This is a genomic window from Paenibacillus sp. FSL E2-0178, from assembly GCF_038593005.1.
GTDB lineage: Bacteria > Bacillota > Bacilli > Paenibacillales > Paenibacillaceae > Paenibacillus_AQ > Paenibacillus_AQ phytohabitans.
Genome location: NZ_CP151953.1, coordinates 116,210 through 143,031 on the forward strand (window position 1 = coordinate 116,210; position 26,822 = coordinate 143,031).

Below are 26,822 nucleotides of genomic sequence, written 5' to 3' on the forward strand. Positions count from 1 at the left end.
ATGGCAGTTACAAATCGTTGGGCAATTCGGGATGTTGCTACGGCATCATTCTTTGATCAGGTTACAAAGAAACTGAAAGCACGGCTAGATACTCTGAAGCAATCTGGTTTGGAGAATACATCTGACACGGTCTATACCCAAGGGGGTAGCGGGAACCCGAAGGTCGTGGGTTTTTCGGGTAATCGAGCAGCAAAATTCACATTGCAAGATGCACATTTCACCAATGAAATCATCGCTATGATGCTCGGTACTGAAGTAGTTACAGCCGCTACACCAGTTACAGTAGATAATGTGTTGACTGTAACTGGTGGAACTGTGACACTGGAGCATACACCAGCTGCAACTGGTGCTCTAATTAGTGTAAATAAATATTTGCCCGATGGAACAATTGGAAAAAGCTTTGAATTTAAATCGGCTACTCCAGCGACAGGCGAGTACAGCGTGACAGGAAAAACACTTACATTTGCCACAGGTGATGTCACTAACGGAGAAAAGGTTATCGTCTACTATAAGACTATGGCTGGCGCTGAAACCAAGCAAATTAAAGCGCAAACTGATAAATTTGCTGGCTCTTATGAGTTGGTGTTAGATGTTCTTGTACGCGATATTCTGACCAAAAAGGATTACGCTGCTCAAATCACCATTCCATCTGCAAAGATTGAGGATAATTGGAGTATGGCTATGGCCCCTGATGGCGATCCAGCAGTACAAGATATTGCTATGGAAGCATTAGCGGTTCCAGGTTCGAAAGATTTGTACACCATGTACATTTTCGATGAAGCAGATTTTGCTTAAGTCTAAGTCACTTAAATAAATATGAGATGCGGTTGGGTCAATATTCCTGACCGCATTTTTTACTAACTAAAAGGGAGAGATTTAATTGGCAAAGTTGTCAGTAGCAAAGATTAATAAACTCAATAGAGAAATGGATAAGAAACGAAAAATCTATATCCTGGAAGACAACGATGAAGTTGATATTAACGTGAAATTTAAAGAGACAGTTATTAACCGTATTGTAATGGAATATATCACTATTCTTGAACGTATCAGCAGAACTGAACAATTAGATAATGAACTGGTTATTGGCTCTATTGGCTTACTTAATCTGTTTATGCTTCGTGAATTTAGTAATGTCCCTATGATTCCTAAGACATCTGAGGACTTACAAGAGAATATAGAAATTGCTGATGCTCTTTATAATTGTGGAATCATGGATGCAGTCTTGGAACAGTTTGATGTGGTTGAGAAGCAAAAGGTATACGACAAATTGAATAAAGTTAGTACTGAGACTGGTAAGTTTTTAGGTGAAGCAGCACTTAAAGAAGCACTCACTTCTTCAAAGGATTCTGAAGAAGATGGATTTTAAAAGTATGAAAGATTTAGAAAAATACTTGAATGAACAGATTGCAAAGTCACTAGAAAACGATGTTGGTAGTGGGGTTGCAAGAGCAAAACTTAAAGAGAATATTCAATCCGAGGTGTATGACAAATATGATCCAGTCATGTATCAACGCGATGGTGAAACAGGCGAGGGTACAGGAGGATTAATTGGTGATGCAAATATCTTAGTTGGCATGGTTGATAAAAATACAGTGTCAATTGAATCTCATCGTATGGATAACGGTCGTAATGTTGGAGTAGTTGTTGAAACAGGAGTTGGTTACAATCCTGAGTGGAAGTTTCCCTATACGAATAAAGGTAGGCCATTTACGGAGGTTACCAGGGATAAGCTGCGGAATGATGGTAGTGTTGAACATGCCATAGCGAATGGTTTAAAGAGACAAGGATTAGATGTTCAATAATAAGTTTTAGAACAAGGGAGAGTATAATCTATGAAAATGAAAAAATATGAACTTGAGTCGTTTATTAATTATATACATCCTTTAAAATTGGATCGTCCCGACACAAGAATGAAAGCGCGGTTTGAGAAAATTTTAATAAATAAATATAATGATTTTGTAGATGAAATGAATGAAATCAACAATGTTTATGCTGTCAAAGATAACGATGGAAAACCAATCATTGAAAATAATAAAATGACATTTGAAAATAACGAGGAACGGTTGAAAGAAATTAGGGAATTGAGTACTGAAGATGTCTACATTGAACAGAATGAAGAAAATAAGAAGATGCTACTCTCTATTAAAGAATCAGTACTTTATCGTGGGCCTTCTGAGTTTGCAGGAGATGAGGCACTTATTTATGATTCTCTAGCTGAAATCGTCGAACAAATTACATACAAAGAATGATTAAGAAGGGATTTAAATCTCTTCTTTTTTTTATTTACAGATCAATAAATACAAGAAAGAAGTGATTTAAATAAGATGGCAAATAACCCATTAGCAATACTCATAAGTGCCAAGTTAAATCCTGGCCTTAGCTTGAAATCAATTAATGATAATATTAAAGGATTAGCAAAACACCCATCACTACAAAAACTCGATCTTAAAGTAAACATTGATAAGTCATTCGTATCAAATTTAGCTTCTCTGTCCAAGAACCTGAGCACCATTACATCTCAACTTCAGCTTCAATCAACAGCTAATATGAATATTAACAATAGCTTTAAGAATACAACCCAGTCTATTCAAGAACAAACCAAAGCTACAAACGAGGCAATTCAGGCAGAGAAAAAGTGGCAAGTTGAACGAGAAAAGACGAACAGTAAGGGAACCACCACTTCTGTTCTTGGAAATAATCTAAATAACGATAAGAAAATTCAAAAAGTGAATGCCGATAATACTGTTCAATTTGAGTATACGAAAAATCAACTCAAAGATTATAAAGCCATTGAAGCTCTTGATAGAGACCATTACAATGCCCTGAAGACTGAAAAAGCCAGAATCGAAGCAATGGAGAAAGTTCATTATCTAGCACTTCAAAAGAATAGAGAATTAGACTGGAAGAACCTTCAGGCTTCCAACAAGCAATCTGAGGCATTGGATAAAGCACACTATCAGGCTTTAAAGATTAACAATGATATGATTGCCAAGAATCAGAAGCAGACTCAATCATTAATGAATTCTGCTTATGCTGGTAAAAGTGCTACTAATAGTGCAACTGGAGTGGCGGATGCAAGCAGACTTGAATTTTTAAATCGCCAATATGATAAAGTCCTTGCTAACTTGAATGCCGTCAAGAGTAGTGGGAAAAAATTAACCGATAGCGAATTAGCAGGTATTAATAACCGTATTGAAGCTATTAATAAACTGTCAGCCAGACAAAGAACACAAGAAAAAGAAGTTGCCTCTCTTGCTTCTACTCAACTCCGTGCCGAGACGCAGGTCAATAATCTATTAGCAAATAGACACTTCTCTACGGATGAAACGGTTAAACTTAGAGGATTACTCACTCAATTACAGCAACTCGATGTTACAAGTAAAAATTATAAAGTAACCGCGAAACAACTCACGGATCAGATTTCAAAAATGGGTTCTGAAGCCCAAAGAGTTTCTAGTCATGCTCAAGGTCTAGGTGATAAACTCAAGCAAACTTTCTCTAATATGTTGATGTATGCTGGCGTAGGCAGTTTTTTTTATGGTGCAATAAATGCTTTCAAAGAAATGACTCAAACAATTATTGAAGTAGACTCACAAATGACTCAACTAAAACGAGTAATGGATGACGATTCTGACTTTGATAGTATGCTTACAAGAAGTATTGATTTAGCCAATGAGTTAGGAAGAAGCATTAAAGAAGTAAATGAAAATGCGATTGGCTTTGCTAGAATGGGTTTTGATGAGAATCAAACTTTAGAATTAGCTAAAACCGCTACATTATTTCAAAATATTTCTGATCTAACTCCTGATGAAGCTATAGATACGCTAACGGCGGCAATGACGGTATTCAATGTAGAGGCAAATAAGAGTATTGAAGTTGCGAATAAAATCAACGAGGTTGATAACAACTTCGCAATTTCCAGCCAGAACATAGCTCTAAGTATTACAAAAGCAGGCTCTGCCGCAAAAACCTTTGGTGTTTCTATGGAAAGATTAATCGGAGATACTACCGCTATCACTACTGCAACACGAGAAAGTGGGTCTGTGGTTGGTAACGCACTTAAAACCATCTATTCTCGTCTTACAACAATGGAAAAGTCAGAAAGCATCCTTGCTAATGTTGGGATTGCCATGAGAGATCTAAATGGAGCCACAAAAGATGCTCCAGTTATTCTTGATGAACTATCAAAAAAATGGGGTTCATTATCAAAAGAACAACAACAGAATACAGCAGTTGGTCTTGCTGGTCGCTTTCAACTTTCCAGATTTCTTGCCCTTATGCAAAATTATCAAATTTCAATTAATGCGACCGAAACAGCTTTGCATTCTCAGGGTTCAGCAGTAACAGAAAACGAAAAATATATGCAGTCTCTTGAGGCAAGAATTCAAAAAATGAAAACGGCATGGGATACCCTTTCTCTGTCAGTTGGTGATGCGCTTATATCCGATTCTATCGTTGTTCTAACATCCGTTATCTCTGGATTTGGCAGCGTATTAACGTCAACTGTTGATACATTTGGTGCACTTCCAGTGATTTTTGGTGTTTCTTACGCCGGACTAATGCTTTTGAGCACTGGTTTCAAATTATTTGCCGCTAATCTAATGTCTACTCTTGCGGGACTGTTTGGAATTACACAGGCTGCGAATGGCACAAAACTTGGGTTAATGGGATTGTCTGCATCAGCAAAAATAGCAGGAATAAGTCTAAAAAGTATGTTAATAAGTACTGGTGTCGGAGCAGTTCTCGTTGGGCTAGGATTTATTCTTGAGAAGATAATAGGACACTTCTCCAAAACCTCAGAAGTTGTAGACGAAACTGGAACCAGCCTCGATAAATTGAAAGATAAAACTGGTAATCTGAAAGAATTACAGGATCTCTCTAATGAATATGATTCCTTGGCTAATAAAACCAGTAAAACAACTGAAGAAAAAATAAGATTGGCAAGTGTTGAATCGGATTTGGCTTCAAAACATGGTGTTACCATGAAGACAGTTGAAGATCAGACAGATGCTGTACAAGCAAATACTGCTGCTATTCAAGAAAGAATTAACAAGCTAAAAGAAGAAGCAGCAATAGAGCAGCAGAAAGCTCTGGATGAATATAAAGCCAACAAGACAAAAATCAATACAGATATACAAAAAGAACAATCTGCCAGGGATGCCGCTCAAGCAGAAGTGGAATATTTAACCACTATGCAAAAAAACCTTGAGAAGTCAATTGCAAATAAAGAAGTAATCAAAAATGATAAGGGTCAACTTGGTGAATTTGCTCCCTACCAGCTTGGCATCAATCCTTCTGATTATGATACTTCTGGACTAGCTACCATAAGTGAATCTATAGCGCAAGCAATTATCGATGCTAAGAAATTAGTTGACAGTTCTGGCTTAGAATTTGATAAAGCAGTTAGCAAAAGAGAACAGGCATTTAAGGCTCAGTTTTCTGCTTATGCTGATACCATTGAGGCTGGAGGAACAGAAGTTAAAGCATCGACCCGAGTGCTTGCCGATGGTTTTGCTTCGATCATGGCAACTACAGATGTTGATGATTTAAAGGTTCTTGAACAATATAAAAATGAAGTATTTACAATTTTTCAAAACACAAAAATAACTAGTCTTAATGATGCAATTGCTGCACTAGAAAAGTTCGCTGGAAGTGCGGGGTTAACTAAAGATCAATTCCAAATTCTTCAGACATCTATTAGTGCACTGAATTTTCAAGGTATTAATGATGGCGTTGAAGGTTTAGGTGAAGAATCGGAGAACTCAGAAAAACAAGTTCTTTCATTAACCGATGCTATGAAAGCCCTGCAAAGCGGTTTAAATGGGTCCGATGATCAGATGATGGAATTTGCAAAATCTGTTTCTGCAGCTAAAGATGATATTGATCTATTGAATAAAGCACAAAACGAACTGACTGAGAATGGATATTTATCCTCTAAGACTATACAAGAAGTTAGTGAGAAATATACTGATTTCATCAAGGTCACTGGACTAAGCAAAGATGCCATTTATACTTTTATTAAGGCAACCAAAGAAGAGAAAAATGTAGTTATCCAGAATGAGATGGATAAAACAAAAACTCTCATTGATGAGACAAAAAAGCGTATTGAAGCTATCACTGATGAAATGAATGCAAAAATGGCGCTTTTAAGTGTTAATTCTTCCGATGATTTGAATGCCGAGAAGTTGGGAATCAAGGCTTTACAAGAATCTCAAAAGATACTGACTGAACTGCAAGCTAAATATGGCATTCTGTCTAATACTCTTAATGATTTTAAAACTGATACAACAAAAACAGGAAAAGAGAACGACAAACTCAATGATTCTTATTCTGATACGATTGAAATTCTGACTGAACTTCAAAAACAGCTTAAAAACGTTCAGAAGCTCCAGGATGAAGAAGAAAATAAGCGTAGAAGAATGCGACAAAGTTCTAAAGAATACCAAGAATCACTAAAAAAGACAATTGAATTAAAAAAACAAGAGTTGGCTTTGCTTGAAAAAGGCTCCAAAGATCCTGCACAGCTTGTTTCAACTAAAGTACAAACTACTGTTAAAACATCAGAGGGGTCAAACGTCCCTTCTTCTTCCGTTAATTCAGGTTCTGCTTCCATAGATAATATGTTAACCAATGCTCTTGGTCTTGCCAGTGAAGGTAAATTTAAATATGAGCAAGTTTCGGGTAAATTCAAAGGTACATATGAAGAATTTGTTCAAGGTGCTACATCAGACTGTTCTCAGTTTGTTCAGGAAATGTTTAAAGAATTTCTCAATACTACTCTTCCCCGTTCCGCTGCCGAGCAGGCTAAGCAAGGTGTGGCAGTTCAAAAGGCGGATTTACAAGCTGGCGACCTAGTATTCTTTAACACTACAGGCAAGGATAATTCCCACGTTGGTATTTACACAGGTAATGGTAAATTTGTTCAAATGGGTGACAGTGGCCTAAAAGAATCAGATATGAACAGCTCATATTGGGCAGATAAGTATCAGGGTGCTCGACGTGTTGACAGTTCATCTTCCATATCTGGTTCTTCTTCTGGTGTTACAACCAGCAAAAACGGCAATAAAACCACAAAGACCACTGGTGCTACGACTAGTGAGATTGAAAAGGCCGCCGAACAAAATGAACAAGATATTATTACAAAGCAGAATGAGATTTATGACAGTCAGGTGCAATATCTTGAAGAGATAAAATATCTAGCAGATAATGCGGTTGAAGAACAAGAACGATTAATTGCTGCTTCTCAGAAGCGACAAGAGAAACTTGATCCAACTAGCGTAGAGTTTAAGAAAGAAAATGATGTACAGATAAATCTAAAGACTGGCACTCAGTCGATTAAAAATCAAGAAGCTTTAGACTTACAAAAGGCTATCAAGGAATATGGAATTGAATCGGACGAGTACGACAAATTAATCAAGCAGCTTCAGACTGAACGTGCCGATATTCAATCTGAAAAGTATCAGACTCTTGTTGATAATTTGAATATTGGTATCGATGCATCCAAAAAGCGGATTGATGATTTAGATAATCTTATACAGCAATCTCAAAATAAGATGACCCAATTTGCTGAGGGTTCGTTAGAGTATAACAAAGAGCTAAACAATCAAATTGAACTCAAGAAGAAGCAGAAGAAAGAAAACGATGATTTAATTACTTCGCTTGAAAATTTGATGATGAGTGAAAATTTAGACGCTGCTACCAAAAAAGAATTCAAAGCTGTTCTGGATGAACTTAACCTAAAGGATTATACCGCCGATATTAAAGACCTCAATGCTGAACTAATTGCCTCTAAGGGAACTCCTCTAACAAAAGAGATTGATGATCTCAGCCAAAAAATAGATTTATCTAAAGCTACTATTAAGGGGTTCAAGGAAGGGACTAAGGAATATAATGATGAACTTAAGAAGCAGATTTCATTAAATAATGAATTAATAGCTGCCACTAAGAAACTCAAAGACTATGCTGAAAAGCAGTCTCAGAACGAAGAGTTATCTGCATCGGTTAGAGAGGAATATAAGAAACAAGTTCAGGAATTAACACTTAGCCTTCTTGACTATGCAGATGCAGTTAAAGAAATTCGTGAGACATATGCTGACAACGTAATAGAGAAGTATAAAAAAATGCTTCAAGAACAGCAGAAACTTCGTGATGCGGCTTATGACAAGGAAAAAGAAGCAGAAGATGCTAGACATGAAACCAGAATGGATAATCTGGATGAAGAAATGTCTAAGTTTGAAGAGACAATCAATGCTCAATCCAAAAGTCTGGATAGAGAGGTTGCTGAAGAGGATTACACTGATCAGTTAGCCAAACTTCAGAAAGAAAAATCTGAATTGGACAGTAAGTTTAGCTCTCTTTCACTCGATGATTCACTTGAAGCAAAGTCGAAACGTGCTGATTTACAAAAAGAGATCGATGCTAAAGCTGAAGAGATCACTAAACTCCAACGCGACAGAGAAATCACAATTCGAAAAGAAGGATTGTCTGATCAGCTTGAAGACCGTAAAAATGCCATCGACAAGGAGAAGAAGCTTGAAGACGATAAGAATAAAGCGACTCTCAAAGGTATCGAAGCCAATAAAAAGCTTAACGATGACTACTACGATGGCCTTCTAAATGACGAACAGTATTTCTATAACATGAAGCAAAATCTCATGAGCGAAGATACTGTCAAGGTTCAGAATGAGTTAAGTATTGTTCAGGCTGCTTATGACACATTTTTCAAAGAACTGGAGAAAAATTCAGGCGTTTATGCATCAAAGATTGCAAGCAATTTAAAATACTCTCTTGGACTTGATAAAGACTATGCAAACAACTTCCCTACATCTGATAATACTGATAACTCTAATGGTACAGTAAGTCCTGTAGTTGAAGCTCCTAATAATGCAACTCCTGTTGATTCAATGAATAAACGTAATGTTGCTTGGGATGAATACCTATCCAATAAGCAAAAAGCAGAGCAAATGCAGATTGAAATGAAGAATTTGCTTAAAGATTCCTCTGATTACAAGAATAAGCAGACAGAAATCGAGAGGCTTCGTGCGATAAATGAAGAATATCGTAAACAGTATGGATTCCAGGATGGTTCCTATGCTGAGTTGAGTAAACTTACTAAATTTCATACAGGTGGAATTGTTGGTGAAAAAGGGACCACAACGAAGAGTTTGCTTCAAAACGAAGAGATTCCAGCAGTATTAAAAAAGGGCGAGGGGATTATTGATAAGCCTCGTGACTTCTTTAAAGAGATTGCGGGGAACGTTATGAATAATCTCAGTAGTATGCTCTCCAATTTCAATGTGTCACAGATTTTTAAATCTCCACTTCAACCTCATGCTGTTGAGAATAATTTAAGCATTAATGTTGAAAATATTAATGGAGATAAACAAGGTGCAAAAATTGTAACAGATGCCATCGAAGATTTATGGAAAAGAAAAACAAAAAGTGGATGGTAAATAAGTATCAAGGGCTGTCATTGTAGACAGTCCTTTATTATATGGAGGTAATATGTTAGGAGATATAGATTACACTAAAAAACCATATAAGCCTAACTATTTTCTTGCAAAACCTGATAAACAAATAATCGGAAAATTAAGTGAAGCATATAAGGACAGCTTAAGCGATCCTATTAATGAAACAAGCGAACTAACTTTAAGCATCCCCTACTTTATAGATGAAAATCACGTACTAACATTCAATAAACATGTTGATATGATTAAAGAAAACTACCTCATTAGGTTAGTCTTCGGAAAAACATCAGAATGGTATGTAATTACCACTATCAACGAAATTATGAATGATGACTCAAGTTACAAACAACTCACCCTCTTGGGCTTAGAGTTTGAATTGGCACAGCGTGTACTGAAGGGTTACAAAGCAGAGTCTAAGGGTGCAAAAACTGCATTAACAGAAATGCTTAATGAAACAACCTGGACTGTTGGTGATGTTGATCCCGATTTCGAGTTATCCAAACGCAGTTTTGAATTTTTGGATAATAAATTACTCGGCAGTATTTACGATGTTGCCGATACATACAATGCCATTGTTCAGTTTGACACCAACCTACAGACTGTGAACCTAAAGAAGCCCGAGTTATTCGGTGCAGATATGGGACTTACGTTTTCATATGAAAGCTTACTTAAGAGTTTTGATAAAAAATCTGATACCAACGAGCTTGTTACTAGGCTACATCTCAAAGGTAAAGACGGATTGATAATAAACTCTATTCATCCAACGGGTAAGGATTACCTTGAGGACTATAGCTACTTTATGTATCCATTTCATAGAGATGAAGATAAAAATGTCATTGAACATAGTTATTCGATGTCAGACTCTCTTTGTCATGCTATATTGGATTACCAGGAACTTGTTAAGGCAAATAAAGACCAATTCTCAATTCTTAAGACCGCTCGTGATGGATATGTTACTACACTTTCAACTAAGCAATCTGAGTTAGTTGATCTTCAAAACCAGTTAAAATTGATATACAACATCGTTGACAATTATCAATTGGGTAACAATAATAAACCGACAATGTTTTTTGAATCGGTTTCTTACAATGGTTCATCAAAAACAATCAACTTCGACCTACAGACAATGTACCCATACGCAGTTATGGCTAAAGTTTCGAATGCAACTAATGTCCAAGTATCCCTTAATGGAGCGTTAAAAACTGTATTTTCTAATACTTGGACATTGCTTGGTAAAGTGAGTGGATTGACTACATCGAGCGTTTTGATTGCTGGTAATGGATCAGCTAATGTAGCTATGCAAGTTACAGCAATCAATGAGTCAGAGTATGATACTTCATCGAACGATACTGCTATAATTGACCGTTACTGCCCAAACAATAAACAGATGCAGATTGATGGAAAGAAAAATGAAATCACTGAACAAACAGGTTATTTGAACACTATTTTAGCTCAAATAGCTAGTTTACAGTCCCTCCTCTCCAGCTCAAATAATTTCACACCAGATCAACTAATTGAACTGCAGCGTTTTGTAAAGATTGAGACTTATGAGAATAGCAATTGTATTGACGCAGAAGATCTACTTAAATATGGCGAAGAGAATTTTGCAGAAGTAAAAGTCCCTCAAATGTCGATGGAAATTGACTTAGTTTACTTTTTGAGTGTTTTAGAAGAACAATCTAAGTGGGACAAGCTTAATAAGGGTGACTATGTATCTATTAAATATGAGCGTATAGGGGTCAATGTTAAGGCAAAGATTATTGAGATTAATTATGATTTTGAAGGCGAAAAGATATCCATAACTCTTTCTAATGTTAGAAATGATGGTAGTGCCGCATCAAAAATGAATGAGTTTATGAAGAAGAGTAGCAATTCGTCTACTACCATTGATGCAAATAAGAAGGACTGGCTTAAATCAGTTACAGATATATCAGATATGAGCTTGTTGTTTGATGAGTTCTGGGATAAAGTTACGAATCAGATCAATATGAGTATCAATAACACTGTAACGACTGACAATCGGGGAATAACAATTACAGATCCGAATGATATGTTACGCTTCATCCGCCTGACAGCAGGTTCAATTGGTATCACAAAAAGTGGTGGACTTCGGTATGAAACTGCTCTCACAGCTGATGGTATTATTGCAGAAACCTTGTATGGCAAAATCATCCTCTCACAAAGAGTGATAGTAGGCGATGCAGCAGGTATTTGGCTGATGGAAGGTCCAAAAACAACAATAAAAGATCGCTATGGTCGCGTTGCTATGATGTTGGGTCTTTATGAAGAGAATCCTGATAAGTTTGGTATGATTATTAATCGTTATAACGGTAACGACGCAAATTCCACTCTCATCAACAAAGTGATAGCAAACAGTGAAGATGGGTTTAAGATTCAACGCTGGAATGGATACTCTTTTGATGATAAATTACATTTAGACACAGACGGAAATATATTCGGTCAAGATATCACAGCTAAGAGATTAAAGATCATATCTGACCAGAATGAGTTGTTGTTAGACAGTTACACCAAAGAAATGAATATCGGTAAATTCGATAATATCATTACCGATGGCAAACTAACTGCTATTGAAAAGTTACAGGTATTAGGTGAGCGAACTAGAATTATTTCTGAGTATGCTAAATTGTTTGACCAAGCAGAACAGTACAAGAAGACTACTCGTGATGATACGATTAGAATTAACATCCCTCCTTTTACAGCCTCCTACAATGCATTGATTGCTTATCTAGAGCCATTGCTTAGTAATATGACTGAGACCTCTACAATTGATCGTGATGGGTTTATTCAGAAGTTCAAAACTTACTATGACCAAGTAGTTGCAATTGTTCAAGGAATTAATGACTCAATAAAGTACAGTAGCTTGCAACTAGGTTCCCTCTATAACGGTGTCATCCTGGATGCCCTTAACGGTGTTACTGTGACTCGCTCGGATGAAATGTATCGCACTCGCCTGAATGCAACCGAAGGTATTAGTATAGAAAAGCAGATTAATGGTCAATGGGTTAAGAAGTTCTTTATTGATGCAACAACAAGTCGGCTTATGGTTGAAGAGTTAATTGCCAAAAAACTAACAATTGTTAATGACCTCAATGATGTATTCCTTGATATTGATTCCAGTTACTTAAACATTGGGCGTTTTACTAATATTATCACTGATAATAAACTAACTTCGATTGAAAAGTTAAGTCTTCTTCAGGAATGGCAAACAATTCAAACTGAGTATGTTAAATTACTTCAACAAGCAAACCAGTATAAAACCTCTCAAAGAGACAATCATCAAACGGTCTTGATTGACATTCCACCATTCACTTCTTCGTTTAACGAACTTGCTGCTTATGTAATTCCTCTACTTGCTGATATGAGTGCAACTACAGATATTAACCGCGATGATTTCAAAAACAAGTTTCAAAGCTATTATGATCAAGCTCAGAGAATCATTAATGAGATAACTGATGCTGTGAAGTGGAGTAGTTTACAACTTGGGGTGGCCTATAATCGTGTGGTTATTGATGCTATTTCGGGGATAGTGGTTACACGTTCAGACAACGTTGTTAAAGCTATGTTCAACGCAACCGAAGGAATTAGTATTGAAAGTAATGGCGAGAAAGTTTTCTTTGTAGATGCAAACGGAATACTTCGAACTAAAAAAATGATTACTGAGAATCTTAAAGTAACTACGAACGCATTTGGAGATTCAAATGATGGGCTATTGATGGATGCAGAGAGTAGAACTTTATGGCTAAATCGGTGGAATGTCATAGGAATTGCAGCATTAAATGCTGAAATGATAGCAGCTACATTCTTATCGTCTGATTTTGGATTTATAAGCAATCTAATAGCCAACAAATTATCTACTCTCACAAATTCGGTAATTAATGGTTGGACTAACTACATAGAGATTCAAGGAAACTCAGCAAGTTGGCTCACTGGGCGGGTAAGTGGAGCGGGAGTGCAGAAGACACTTCCTGATGGAACACCCATGTACTGGATTGATTCGTCAAAAAGTGGACAAATGACAAATGAAGTTACTCCATGGCCTGCATATGCATATCCAATGGATTCTATTAAGAAACTTTCTATAGAATTTAAAGGAGAAGGAGAGGCAGCTTATCCTGTAATTACATTGGGACAAGGCACTGGAGCTGGCGCAAAGGCTGGAAAAGGCCTTATCGAAAAACAAGAAGGTAATTTGGGGGTTTCATATTACTCTGGTGATTCTAACCAAAAAGAAAGATCCTTAGTATTTAATGACGCTTCAATTACGCTTCTGTCTGAAAACGGGACTTTAGATATCAAGCATTCAAGTGGTGTTAGTTTTAATATAAATACTGATGGAACAAGTATTAAAATGTTCCATCCCACATCAGGAGAGGTACGCTTAACAGCAAATGGATTAGCTGCGGATATAACCGGATCAATCAACTTAAAAGCATCTGAAGCTATTAACATGAATGCACCACAATACAATTTTGCATGATTCGACATACCCATTGTAAAATCTCCCAATTAATAATAAAATTAAGCTAAAGTGAAATTGTGGAGGATAATAATGAACGATAAAATTAAAATTATTTCTGCTTTCTTATGTGGAGCAATTTTCTTTTCGGGTGTCTCTTTTGCCGCAGACACGTTAACTGCAACTTCCTCTAACCTTAAAATTATTGTGAATGGAAGAGAGGCGAAATTGAGTAAAACCCCTGTATTAATTAATGGATCTACATATTTACCAGTAAGAGATGTGGGAACAATTACTGGTTATACTGTTGACTACACAAAGGGGAGCGTAATGTTAAATAATATAACTGCATCATCCGAGCCAGTATCTAATTCAAGTTCTAGTATTGAACAAAATGTTATTGAGTTTAAAAAATTGCCTATTACTATTGAGAAAAATGGATATTCAGTAAGTGTGGACAAGGTCAGCGCCGGAGAAATCTCTACTGATATAGAGCTTCAGATTGTAAACAATAATGCACAAAGAACAACAGTTAGTTACGATACGGTAATGGGTAGTAACTACCGTGTTGATAACTTTGCTTACAAAGCCGTTGGAGATGTAAGCCTTGTAGGCAAAGAGAAGTTTCCAAGAGAAATCGACGGGAATTCTACAACAAAAGGAATTATTTCAAAAGGCTCTGTCCCTGTCGGAACACACAATATATTGTTTCATGTTGAGGTAGGTTCCGAATCGTTCTCATTCTATATTGATACAGTTGGTATACTATAACTGACTTGATTGTGTGCTTCTAACCAAATCCAATCCCCACTAAAAGCCAGCATAATTGTGTTGGCTTTTAGTGTTATTTAATATTCCTATTATTCGAATTCTCTATTAGCATGAATGGAGGGGATAGTGGATAAACTGTCATCTAAATTAAGAATATAGTATTTCAGGAACTCATAAAACGTATAGACCACTAAATATTGGGATGGTAATATATTACTAATACATATTTGGAGGTATACATGAATACTGATTGGGATAATTCAGATTTGTTAAGCACTTATGTTGGGAAAGTGAAATATTATAAGGATAAACATACTCATTCCTATTCTCATGGTGAATTATTATTAGAAGGCTATAGGTATACTATTTTAGACTTAATAGATAATAAAACATATGAAACTATCTTAGAGCCGGAGTATACATATAAGGTGAGTGTTGTTGAACATAATACAGAGTATACTCATCTGACTATTTCAAAGAATGACGGAAGTTTAATTGGTAGTTTTATGGTCAATTTTTATCGCTCTAGAGTAAATGGCAAAGCTGTTTTAATTGAAGATCAAATACCGATCATTGAAGAACATATTAATGCCCTCAATAGAAAATTTTCTAATTTGGTCGCGATTTTCGAAACGTCGGTTGTTAATGGTATTGAAACATTAAAAGCGGATGTGGATTCTTATCAAATCATAAGTAATTTCTTGAACATATGTGACTATAAATACTTTCTAGATATCGATTATTTTCGCGCTTTCGAAAAAAAAATTAGGATTGAAACAAAGTTTGGAACAAATCTGATTCATAGTGAATCGCACAATGTATCATATGGTGACGCATTCTATGAAGCAGAAAGTTTCTTTGAAAACGAATTTTCAATGTTAATTAGAATTGTTAGTGCGAATATTAATGTTTCATTTGAGGAATGTATTTTTATAACGTGGACAATACTTAAAGAGCTATCAGTAGTCTATTTCTCTAATATACTCATTCAAGATTATGGAGACTATTTTATAAATTGTAATAGTATTGGTGAATGTGTAAATGTATACGTGCAAATCGATACTATAAACCCTGATTCAATGGCAAATGCATCACTCTTATCTTATTATTGTATTGATAAATTTCCAAAAACGAACCTGAATTTTTTAGAAATGTACCATAGAGTTTGCTCTGAAATCTCTCTAGCCAAAGATCAAGTGAAATTAAACAATTTCCGTTCACTGCTACTCAATACCCACACAATGAAATCTAGTATTGCTATTGATGATATCGATCTAATGAACGGTCATGAATTCGAACATTTTATATCGTCTTTATTTGCAAAAATGGGATATTCAACTTATGTTACCAAAGGCTCTGGTGATCAAGGCGTTGATGTGGTCGCTGAAAAGAATATGATTAAGATTGGCATACAGGCTAAATGCTACTCAAATTCAATTACAAATAAAGCAGTACAAGAGATTGTTGCAGGAATAAAACATTACAATCTTTCAAAAGGGATAGTAGTAACAAATAATTACTTCACTGAATCCGCTCAGGAATTAGCTAATTCTAATGGTATCGTGTTATGGGATAGAACTATTCTTAAAGAAAAAATAGAAAATTATTTTAAATAGTTAAAGAAGAAGCCGCCTAAAGTCACTTTTCTATCAGAAGTGACTTTTCGATGCCATAAAGCCCTTTGTTTATAAGGGTTTTTTATTTTGCTTTTTAAAGGAGATGTTGAAAATCGCAAATGTTGCTATCGACGGTTCAAATATTGCCGAGACGACCGTAAGTGGATATGTTAGCTATGATATATATCGATGGCAAAACGGAGATGAATTTTCCAGTGGATATTGGTATTACTCCAGTTCTAGCACAACAGGAGCAAAAATAACAGGAACAGTTCATTCTACCCAAAAAATGAAAGTAAATGGTAAAAGCGTAGCGGTATCGGGAGATATTACGAATGAAACTTGGGTAGCCTCACCAGCTATTCCCGGCAATACCTCAACCAGAAGATATGAGGCAACTTCACCAACTTCAGGCAGTGGTCAAGGAACAATTCAAGGAGATAACAGTAAGAATGTTAAGGTAAATGGAAAATTGGTTGCGATTGTAGGATCACAGGTTGAGACATGTCTAGGCAGTACCACGACAATTCAAGATGGTAGCAGTCTTATTAATTTGTAAAGAAGGTGGTTTAAATAACAATACGTGACTCCCTCTTTTTCTCATTCAATGGGAAAAGATCAATTGACTACGGTATATACAATGTTAACCTGGATGGCGGAATGCAAGAAGAATCCTTTGCACCTTCTGCCGAAATCATTGAGGAAACTATAAAAGGAAGAGATAAACCCTATTTCCAACGTGTCAAAAGAGATCCACTTAAATTCTCAGTTAACTTTGCATTTATGGATACTTGGGACACCAGAAAAATTAGTGAAGTTGCCGAATGGCTTACCTCGCCCGAATATTACCAAGAGCTATACTTTTCAAATGATATCGGGGTTGATCCAGAACGTATTTTCTACGCAATGTTTATTGAAGATTCTACTCTCGTCCATAATTGTCTTAAACAAGGTTATATTAAATTAAATGTTAGGTGCGATTCTCCTTACTCCTATTCTCCGATTATGACAAGCAGAGAATACATCTGGGACAAATCTTATGCTGAAATTAAGAATCTTGATTTTAATACTGGAGAGAAACAATCCTCCCTTATCGTTGATAGTAATGGGAAATTAACACTTAATCCATCCCGACCAAAGTGGAGTCTTTATCCATCTGGAACTAAATGGTCTGATTTATAAAGAAAGGAGTTGAATGAATGGCGACAACTACAACTAAGATTGGACTGAAAAAGCCAAGCATTACCGATGAAATTGAAACGACTATCAATGATCTCTCTACTAATTTTCAAAAAATAGATGATTTATCTGAAGAGTATGCTTCGTCTCCTCCATTATCAGGGAATTTCAATGCCACAAAGCGATTCTGGAACAACTATTCCTTAAGTTCGGGTTATGTAGGTTGGACGAATATCCGTACAGGAACATGTGCTCCAGTCTGGGAAAAATTAAAATTATATTCTGTTGGGTCTGTTGTGGTTCCAGAAAGAGATAATGGGCATTTTTACACTGTTATTCAAACAGGCCACTCCGGTTGGACGGAACCTATTTATCCCGTATCTGATAATGGGCAAGTCAACGATACCAGAGGTGCAAACATTCGCCTATCCTCACATCTATACAACCTGAATGATATTGCTCTCCCTACCATCGATAATGGACGCTGGTATTTGTGTATCCAGGCAGGTGAATCCTCAAATCTCGAACCCACATGGCCTCAAGTTGATGGTGCAACAGTTATAGACGGTAACGTAACCTGGAGGAGTTACCGGATTGCAAAATGGAAAGAGAGTGGCCCAGCCGCCCTATTTAAACCATTTGGGAAGATTGAATAGGTGATCTCATGACAAGTTGGAATTATCTATGTAATTTAAAAGGGGTTTATGTTTCTGATCCGATACCAATCCCTTTAAATGTTGACGGAGCCATTAGCAATATCATTTGGAATCAATCGGTTTCAGGGGAAGCAAGAATAACTGTTCAAACTAGAACTTCATATGATGGAATCAACTGGACAGAATGGCGGAATTGCATTAATGGAGGCAACATTCCAGATATAAATGAAGCAACATATATGTACAATTTAAAAATAGTCATTCGTATCATCATTGAATCTTCGAATCATTCGAGTCTCCCAACCATACAAAATGACTTCACCTTGACGTTTGAGCCTGTAATGATTTTCGAAAATAAAGGAAATCGCAACTGTGAACCCGAGATATGGATTACTAAATTAGGTCATGGAGATTTTTCAATCATTAATACTTCTCATAACAATGAAACATTTAAATTCACTAACCTCGTTGACCAGGAATTGCTTTATGTGAATAACGAAAATCAGGATATTCAAACGAGCAATCCTGTGGTTTATCGTTATAAGGACTTCAATGATAACTATTTAAGTTTTCCAGTTGGAAAGAATGTTTTGAAGATATCCGGTAATGCAAAAATTAAGTTCCGTTATCAATTTAAACGTATCCAGTAAGGAGGTGAACACTTGGCTGAATTAAATACATATCTAGAATACAATGATCCATTAACAATTATCAGACGCACTGGAAAACCAGATGACCCCTATATTGATCGGGCAGATGTCCTTCCAGTTATCAATGGTAAGATCACTCTGCTTGAAATCCCTTCACGTACAGACAGAGTTCAAATTGCTGGAATGACTGAAATCGATCAGGAGATATATGAAAACCGTCCATTCCTAGCCACCAATGAATTTTTGGTTCATTACTCGGTCGGAGTCGTCCAGGTAAACAGTGCTTTGGAAGGTACTGCTCCACTATGTAGATATAAGGCGACTGGATTAATCCTTTACCCTGCAAGCAGAATCTACGCAATGATACATCGTAATCCAGATGTTGTTTCTACGCTTCAAGACTATATCGACCAAGTACAAGACAAAATCAATGAGAATAAAGTGATCATTGAGAATATTGAAGATCTAATGAACCAGACAAAACGGGTCATTGTAGATTCTAAAGCAGCTACAGACTTGGCCTATAAAGCGACAGAGGAAGCCGATAGAGCTACGAATTTAGCGCTGGATGCTTATCAAACAACAAGACTCGTGTTTAAGGAGCCTGTAGCTACATTAACCGATGTAAGAAATACATATCCCTTTCCTTTGGTTGGCTGGACGGTACAAACCTATAAGGATGGGAAGCGATATCGTTACGATGGCAACCAATGGATTGAGATTGACGTGTTCGGATCAAATTTACAAATTGTCAATGAATTTAAAGATGGATTAATGTCAGTTGCTGAACATCTTAAATTGAAATCATACCCCGATACCCTAAAAGATCGAATCATTACGTTTTCCCTCCCCGATGCGGTTCAGGGTGTCATTGAAAATTTCATTCCCTTTCCTTTTGCGGGTCAACTCATTGAAATGAATGGATATTGTGAGATTGCTGGAGAAATGGTTACGGAGATTAGCCTGGAGCGTACAAGGAATTTAAAGGATTGGGCTGAAGTTACGAACCGGAGATTACGCTTTGAGCCGAATGCAAATTTAGATGATAAACTCGTTACATTCAAAAATACGGTTATAGGCGCTGGAGACATATTCAGGATTAATATGAACACTCAAGGGTTAGGCATCTACAACATTACGATTAGCTTAAAAATCAGAATATAGAAGGAGATAAAAATATATGAATCCTGTAATAACTTGGATGAACGCAACACATTCTGCACCCGTTACTACGCCCTTCAACTTTGGTGTCATCGATGCGGATGATGTAAGTACACCATATACGTTCAACATTTGGAATAATAGATTCGATGGTGCTGGCGGAGGAACAACGGATGTTTCAAAAATGGAGGACTGTACAATCACAACTCGTGATATGTCCGGTGGTCTTGGTAACACTGTAGGATCAGAAATTGAAGTTGTTAAAAATAACTGGTTCCATGCACAGGTCGATTCGCTTGGAGAAACCGATCTTGCACAAGAGTCCTCACGTATTGGTAAGGATTTTACAAAACCAATCGGCACAACAGGCACGACTAAAAAAGATAATACAGGTGCAACGTACGCTACTCCACTTAAACCTGGAACAAAGGAGATTTTAGGTGTTAAAAACAATGGTGTTCCAGCTGATGCTGCTGGTAACTATGTAACAGTCACTCTTCAGGCTGACGTACCTCTGGAGGCAAAAAGTGGTCAGCAAGCGTTTAAAATTCGGGTTAACAATATGGCCCCCTATATCGGTAACGATGTGGCGTAAATTCTTTAAATTGCTGGAACCCCCTAAAGATTCTCATACTACAACGTGACTGGCAACGGTGAGCGTGAACGTGGTCGAAAGACAGAAAAAAATGAGAATATGGTCTATGCTGAAATAAAAGCCAAGCTTAGTAAGATGGTGCTAAGGACTGTTTAATGGGAAATCGTAGCAGGGAAATCTCTTTCTAAGAGAGACCTTCAACGAGCGTAATAAGAATATCCTATTGGGATAATGGTGCGCTCTACTCCGACTCAGATGTTATGAGTGTTAAAGTATTCCGAAAGGAACGGTACTTAGGCAGTTACAGATACGTTTAAGAAAAGCACGACATTTCTATAGTTAAGGTTAAAGAGGCACTTTTCAGTGTCTCTTTTTTATTTCTCAACAATACAATGTGGAGGTCATTTATGATTCTAGGAAACAATCAATATCGCTTCTCCCCGGTTCCACAAGGACAAAATTTCATCTGGATCGCGGATTATATGGACGGTTCATGCCTCGCAGAATACGAATTTGATACCAGAATAAAAAATGATTATTACCGAATCGACAAAAATAAACTAATTCGTTTCGGTCTAATTGGTATGGGATCGCAAATCTATTTTGATGTTGCTAATGGAATCTTCAATATTAATAAAAATCGAATTCAAGTGTCTTACATTGCGGATGGTATTGAGTATCCATTAACAGGTCGGACAATTTTATATAATGACATTATTCAATACAAGGATGCTGTTGGTGACGGAAAGCTTTTATCAAAAACCGCAAGTGGTAGAATCAGAAATAATATTGTGGCTCATGTCGTAGGCTACAAAAAGGCAATGGATTTGTCAGACGTAAATATTAACTTCAAAAACCTACTGCATATTCCACAAGATAAAAATATTCCACCTTATCTAGAAATAAAAATATCCGTGGATAAAGATCTGAATGGAGAACTTGTATTTAGGATCAATGGTTTAGTAGCAAATAAACTCCATGCCCCCCTACTCAAAAATCAAGCTGGTATTTATAACTGGGAATTAATTTAATCAAAGGAATGATACGTAGTGGAAAACTTTTATACAGACAATTATAAGCGCGTTTGGGGCAACAAAGCCATCGGTGATACAACTATAGTCACCACATCTAACAATGAAATTACTGTTTTATCGGGTTCTCATGAGTACACGTTTTCAATCCCTGTTGGCACATACGCTTCTTCATATGCCAGAGGGGAATCAGAATTGGTTGATGCTATAAAAACAGTAATACAAACCAATAGTTACCCCATTGAAGTCTTCTTGGGCGGAAATCATAAAGATATCAAATATAATTCATTGGTATTTAGGCTTAGTGATGATTCAGAGATTGAAGAAATCAGTGGTTCCTTTTATGATGCTTTCTTCAACTCAATTTAAGGGTGTGAGATAAATGGCAACACAAGAAATAGGAATTCCCCTCGATCTCAGTCTTGGAACGCATAATAATACGGAGTTTTTGAATGGAAAGCTCCAATTGGTTGAGATAGCAAAAGCTGATTCGGGAATACCAATATTCCCCCCCGAAGGATACTGGATCTCCGAAGTAATCCGCATAGCAGACAAAGTAACTCATTTTAAGTATGTTGCTAAAACTCTTACGGGAACAGGGACTTATACGATATACACTCAGTCCTCTCAAGATAGTTATACCTGGACGGATTGGGAAGCAGTCGATCTTTCAACGGGAACTATTATCACTCCAGTAGGTTATTATGCTCGTGTGAAAATCGTTATCACGCCTATTAATAGTAACGTAACTTTCACCATTGATGGGTTTGATGTAAACGGTAAATACAATAATACCTACATCAATTCATCAAACGGCGTTCTCGAACTCAAAAAGTTATATGCAAATAAATATGTTCTTGATACAACGTGGACTGGTGAAGGGAAAATGATGACTGGTAATATTCCTAAATCGACATACAAAAAAATAGATAAATTAAGTTTCTTGGAATAGGGGGGATGTGTATATGGCGGCTCCAGCAACTACAGGGCAGCTTCGAACAACTGTCAGTGAAATGAAAGTCGGAGATTATATCAAAGTTGGGTCACTTAATGGTGGCCCATGGCTGTTTAACAATGGAACAACAGAATTACCAACGACTGGAATTCCTTACGCAAATAGCTTTGCGAATTATTACTTTTATATGATAAAGGTAGCGAGAGGATTGTTGATTGCGGATAGAGTTACGCAAAATACAGGGAGTTGGGATTCATTTAACACCAATAAACTAATTCAGGGAGTACCTTGGGATAGCGGAAATCTTATTCCCGTAATGACTTCTAATGCCACTCCTATCGGTGTTGCAAGCGCAAGTAATATATATGCAGCAGCTAATGACGCTTGGAAAGCATTTGATGGGTCTGTCAGCACGTTATGGGCGACAGGAACGGCCTCGTTACCGCACACCTTAAGCTATGAATTTCCAACTCCCAAATTAATAACAGCGTACTCGATAACTCCTGCAAACGATATGGCGGGACGAGCGGCACAGTCTCCCAAAGATTTTAATTTGGAGGCTTGGGATGGTGTTCAGTGGGTTGTAATAGACAAGCGACTCGGTATTACAAATTGGACGATAGGTGTCACGAAAACATTTTCATTTTCAACTAAACTTAGTTATTTAAAATTCAGACTGCAAATCTTCTCGAATAATAATGGTGATGCCCCTGTGAGTATCGGGGAGTTTAAATTGATGGATATGGTCGGAATCTTCCGTTCTCTCACTGGTGGAGTTGCTTATGCCAAAAGAGCCTCGGTGATATCAGTATCTCACTCTACGTATGTAAGTGCTATAGGGACAGTAAGTACAAGTAGCGAATGGGGCGCTGGATATGAGGCGTGGCGTGCTGTTAACTTCACTCGATATCCAACAGGTGGTTATTGGAGTTCTGTGGCAAACATAAAAGTAGGATGGCTTAAATATCAATTTACGAATGCAAGAAAAATAATAGGATATGCCATCTCGACCTTAGCAGCTCCAGAAGGAATTACTCGTTCAGCTCAAGCATGGACCTTTGAAGGGTCAAACGATAACTCGAACTGGACAGTGCTTGATACACATTCAGGGATTACTTGGGCTTCAGGCGAGACAAAAACTTATAATATAGCAAATAACACAGCCTATATTTACTATAAGATAAATGTCACTGCCAATAATGGCGGAAGTGAACTTAATTTCGATGAGATTGAGCTATATGAAAATACAAACAATGTTGTCGCATCAGCAAGTGACGTAGGGCTTGGTGTGTTCCCGCCTGATAATGAATGGGATAAATACATCGTTAATTTTCCTGTGGGTAAAATTCAATCAAGTAAACCGTTAGACGATGTATTTCATCACGTTCAAACTCTTTGTACATGGACACAGGATACTCCTATTCTAGCAAGAGGTGCTGCAACACTTAGAGTTGGAAGAGGAAGAATAAATGGGATAGCTTCAACAATTCCTGCAAGCTCCTATTCGGGAGTCGATTATGGATTCCGGCCAGTTCTAGAATATAAGGAGGTGTAATTATGGCTATCTACACGGGTAGAACAACGATACATGATTATCTTTTGAATGAGTCGATTTCAGATGGAGATCATACGCTTGATGTTAATGGTGTTCCGATAGATATTGAGATGTACAATTTTACCTCAGACGTTGAATATACAACCTCTCCAACAGTAGGCAACACAACCGCAGACACAAGAATGCTAGTGTTGAATTATAAAAGGAACCTAATTATAGGGGCGGCGACAACAGTCACACCGCAAGTTCGAAAGAAAGGTATGACCATATTTGTCTCTGGAAATCTGATTAATAACGGAACGATCTCAATGACTGCTCGCGGTGCCAATGCAGCTGGGCAAGATATTTATTTATATAAAAGCCCATCAAATCAATTCGAGTTTATTCCTGCCGTTGGAGCCATTGCAAAAACTCAGGCTACGCAAGGCAGCGAAACTTCCGGTCACACATCTGCAGCGGCAGGGAATAATGGTATAGGAAGACAAACAGGCAGTGGTGGCCCAGGTGCAGGCAGAGGTATTGCGGGTGGAACTGGAGCAGCTGGAACATCATACTCTGGCGGCTCTGGAGGGGGCGGAAGTAATAATTCAAAAGGCGGAGACGGCGTATTAAACGGTGGGGCTGGTGGAGCTGGGTTTTCAACATCGAATTATAGTCATAATGCTGGCGGTGGGGCAGGAAATCCCGGAGGCGCTGGCTATAATGGAGGTGTTGCAGGAGCAGCTGGAACTGGTGGATTGTTAATTATCTATGCTGATCGATTTACCAACGCTGGAACGATATCATCTTTGGGGTCAGCGGGAGGGAATGGATATCGTGCTGGTGGCGGCGGCTCTGGCGGCGGCTCGATTAACATATTTGTTAAAGACACTTTTGCTCTTGGGCAAATCACTGTGGGTGGTGGGGCAAGAGGAACAGGCACCAGAGGTTCCGAATCAGGAGATGGGGGCGCTGGCGGCACTGGAACGGTAACCATTTATAATCTAAATAGAAACAGAGTCATTGAATATCTCGGATATATAGAAATCGTAGAAGATATAAATGACCTTGTGGTAGGGAAAGCGATTCGCACTCACTATGCCGCACAGTCTGATGCTGTAGGTGAGTTTAGCAATCTTGGAGAAAAAACGTCCGACCTCATTCCTGTCGCAAGTTCAGTTACTCCCAATGGAGATTTCTATTGGATTGTGTGTGAAGATTCAAATGAAAAGAAAACTTTAGTTGCAGATAGAAACATCCAGATTTCTATTTCATGGGATACGCTAAACGCTTCGGGCATAACAAGTGCTTGTGGTGTACCTATAACAAGTCTAAGTAGTAAAAAATATATAACTACAATTCGGATCCTTTCAGGTGGAGTCACGTCGACAGACAAAGATAATGAGTGGGATAAATATATTGTGAACTCAACACTAAACGATACAATTGCTGCTGGAGACAACAACATTTGGAATTGGAATGTTGGCACTAATACTTGGACTTCTACGACAATATCCGGGACTCCGGCAAGTAGAGTTGTTCGAGGGTTTACGAGCAATATCTCCATCCATGGCAGCAACCCTACAAATACAGCCACAACCGTAAAGGGCTTCCGACCAGTACTTATTATTGAAAAGATAAAAGCTGAAAGATCCTTTATAAAGTTTGAGGATGAATACATCAAATGGAATGAAGACACCCTATCATGGCAGACAATATCAACAGCTCTCCCCTCAGTTGACACTTTTAAGAGTGTCGGTATAAGCGATTTATCTGAACTGGATAGAAAATCAACAACGTTTATTAGTGTTATGAATGACAATGGTGCATCTGGTTTGGTATTGGGAAGTGGAAAGGTGTACAAAAAGAGTGTGGATTTGAAGAATTTGTTTGAGATTACGAACATAAAGGTGTAAAAAAATATAAATTAGAAAGGAGTGTTATTGTGGGATATTATAGTAGTTTACTTCCTGTCATGACTAGCGCGGCAGCTCCAGCGCCCTTTGCAGTACAAGCAAATGAGCAGGTTGCTTCAGGGCTTGTGTATTATGCTCTTGATAAGAACCCTTCAACAGCATGGCAAGCAAATAGTCTGCCAGCAAATTCATGGTTTAAAGTGGATTTTGGGAAAGAAGTAAAAGTTTCGAAGTATTCTATTACGACCAATTCTCCAGCTGTTCAGGCTCCAACTGGCTTTGATTTGGAGGCCAGTGTTTCAGGATTGTTTACTGGCGAACAAGTAAAATTAGATATAAGAGCAGCACAAACATGGGTTGATAAAGGAACTTTGCAGTTTGAGATAAATAACACTAATAAATACAGGTATTATAGAGTGAAATTCACTTCTGGAGCTTACAGTATGAACATAGCTGAAATTGATTTTCTTGTATTTTTAACGAATGATAAATTGTTATTGTCAAAAGGGGATAAATTTATATCAACTAATACAAAACCAACCACACAGGTAATTGAACTTGATGTGGCTGATGAGGATAGGTATATTCGCTATGGCTTGGACTCACTCGACTTCAGTCCTGTTTTCAATGAAAAAAAACATTTGGTGGCGACCTCAAGTGTATTAAATACAGGAAAAACATATGAGCATGCTATTGAAATGTCAAAGCGTCAAATTAACAAAATAACGCTAAATTAGAGACTTTATATTGTATAAGGAAAATAGAATCCTCAAATTCGAAACACATCTTCGATCTCAATTGAAGATGTGTTTTA

At 37.3% G+C, this 26,822-nt stretch carries 20 protein-coding genes; all 20 read left to right on the plus strand.

The window, feature by feature from the left end; all coding sequences use genetic code 11:
- Positions 1–795, plus strand: coding sequence for a hypothetical protein (locus MHI42_RS00595; RefSeq protein ID WP_342422358.1), 795 nt, complete (start codon positions 1–3; stop codon positions 793–795).
- Between the two features lie 85 nt (positions 796–880).
- The gene (locus MHI42_RS00600; RefSeq protein ID WP_342422359.1) at positions 881–1,366 is read left to right on the plus strand and encodes a hypothetical protein; all 486 of its coding nucleotides are present in this window, start codon (positions 881–883) and stop codon (positions 1,364–1,366) included.
- On the plus strand, positions 1,356–1,802 hold the full coding sequence (locus tag MHI42_RS00605) for a hypothetical protein (RefSeq protein WP_342422360.1): 447 nt from the start codon (positions 1,356–1,358) through the stop codon (positions 1,800–1,802). Before MHI42_RS00600 ends, MHI42_RS00605 begins: the two co-directional genes overlap by 11 nt.
- A 30-nt stretch (positions 1,803–1,832) precedes the next feature.
- On the plus strand, positions 1,833–2,249 hold the full coding sequence (locus MHI42_RS00610; RefSeq protein WP_342422361.1) for a hypothetical protein: 417 nt from the start codon (positions 1,833–1,835) through the stop codon (positions 2,247–2,249).
- Positions 2,250–2,324: 75 nt separating this feature from the next.
- A complete protein-coding gene (locus MHI42_RS00615) occupies positions 2,325–9,452 on the plus strand; it encodes a phage tail tape measure protein (RefSeq protein WP_342422362.1) in 7,128 nt (2,375 codons plus the stop codon).
- A gap of 52 nt (positions 9,453–9,504) precedes the next feature.
- Positions 9,505–13,965: a phage tail spike protein gene (locus MHI42_RS00620; RefSeq protein ID WP_342422363.1), complete on the plus strand. Its 4,461-nt coding sequence runs from the start codon at positions 9,505–9,507 to the stop codon at positions 13,963–13,965.
- A gap of 72 nt (positions 13,966–14,037) precedes the next feature.
- Positions 14,038–14,715, plus strand: coding sequence for a stalk domain-containing protein (locus MHI42_RS00625; RefSeq protein ID WP_342422364.1), 678 nt, complete (start codon positions 14,038–14,040; stop codon positions 14,713–14,715).
- Positions 14,716–14,954: 239 nt separating this feature from the next.
- Positions 14,955–16,331 (plus strand): restriction endonuclease, encoded by a 1,377-nt coding sequence (locus tag MHI42_RS00630; protein ID WP_342422365.1) that lies wholly within the window; start codon positions 14,955–14,957, stop codon positions 16,329–16,331.
- Positions 16,332–16,434: 103 nt separating this feature from the next.
- Positions 16,435–16,890 (plus strand): hypothetical protein, encoded by a 456-nt coding sequence (locus MHI42_RS00635; protein ID WP_342422366.1) that lies wholly within the window; start codon positions 16,435–16,437, stop codon positions 16,888–16,890.
- A 20-nt stretch (positions 16,891–16,910) separates the two neighbouring features.
- Positions 16,911–17,513, plus strand: coding sequence for a phage tail domain-containing protein (locus MHI42_RS00640; RefSeq protein ID WP_342424874.1), 603 nt, complete (start codon positions 16,911–16,913; stop codon positions 17,511–17,513).
- A gap of 17 nt (positions 17,514–17,530) precedes the next feature.
- The gene (locus tag MHI42_RS00645) at positions 17,531–18,166 is read left to right on the plus strand and encodes a hypothetical protein (protein WP_342422367.1); all 636 of its coding nucleotides are present in this window, start codon (positions 17,531–17,533) and stop codon (positions 18,164–18,166) included.
- Between the two features lie 8 nt (positions 18,167–18,174).
- The gene (locus MHI42_RS00650) at positions 18,175–18,816 is read left to right on the plus strand and encodes a hypothetical protein (RefSeq protein WP_342422368.1); all 642 of its coding nucleotides are present in this window, start codon (positions 18,175–18,177) and stop codon (positions 18,814–18,816) included.
- A gap of 12 nt (positions 18,817–18,828) precedes the next feature.
- Entirely contained in the window at positions 18,829–19,980 is a 1,152-nt protein-coding gene (locus tag MHI42_RS00655; RefSeq protein ID WP_342422369.1) for a hypothetical protein, read from the plus strand.
- A gap of 16 nt (positions 19,981–19,996) precedes the next feature.
- Positions 19,997–20,572 (plus strand): hypothetical protein, encoded by a 576-nt coding sequence (locus tag MHI42_RS00660; protein WP_342422370.1) that lies wholly within the window; start codon positions 19,997–19,999, stop codon positions 20,570–20,572.
- A gap of 407 nt (positions 20,573–20,979) precedes the next feature.
- On the plus strand, positions 20,980–21,603 hold the full coding sequence (locus MHI42_RS00665) for a hypothetical protein (protein WP_342422371.1): 624 nt from the start codon (positions 20,980–20,982) through the stop codon (positions 21,601–21,603).
- Between the two features lie 18 nt (positions 21,604–21,621).
- Entirely contained in the window at positions 21,622–21,972 is a 351-nt protein-coding gene (locus MHI42_RS00670; protein ID WP_342422372.1) for a hypothetical protein, read from the plus strand.
- A 13-nt stretch (positions 21,973–21,985) separates the two neighbouring features.
- Positions 21,986–22,555, plus strand: coding sequence for a hypothetical protein (locus tag MHI42_RS00675; RefSeq protein ID WP_342422373.1), 570 nt, complete (start codon positions 21,986–21,988; stop codon positions 22,553–22,555).
- Positions 22,556–22,568: 13 nt separating this feature from the next.
- Complete coding sequence (locus MHI42_RS00680; protein ID WP_342422374.1) at positions 22,569–24,113, plus strand: discoidin domain-containing protein; 1,545 nt, start codon at positions 22,569–22,571, stop codon at positions 24,111–24,113.
- 2 nt (positions 24,114–24,115) lie between these two features.
- A complete protein-coding gene (locus MHI42_RS00685; protein WP_342422375.1) occupies positions 24,116–26,008 on the plus strand; it encodes a hypothetical protein in 1,893 nt (630 codons plus the stop codon).
- Between the two features lie 29 nt (positions 26,009–26,037).
- Positions 26,038–26,745, plus strand: coding sequence for a discoidin domain-containing protein (locus MHI42_RS00690; RefSeq protein ID WP_342422376.1), 708 nt, complete (start codon positions 26,038–26,040; stop codon positions 26,743–26,745).
- Positions 26,746–26,822 lie beyond the last annotated feature (77 nt).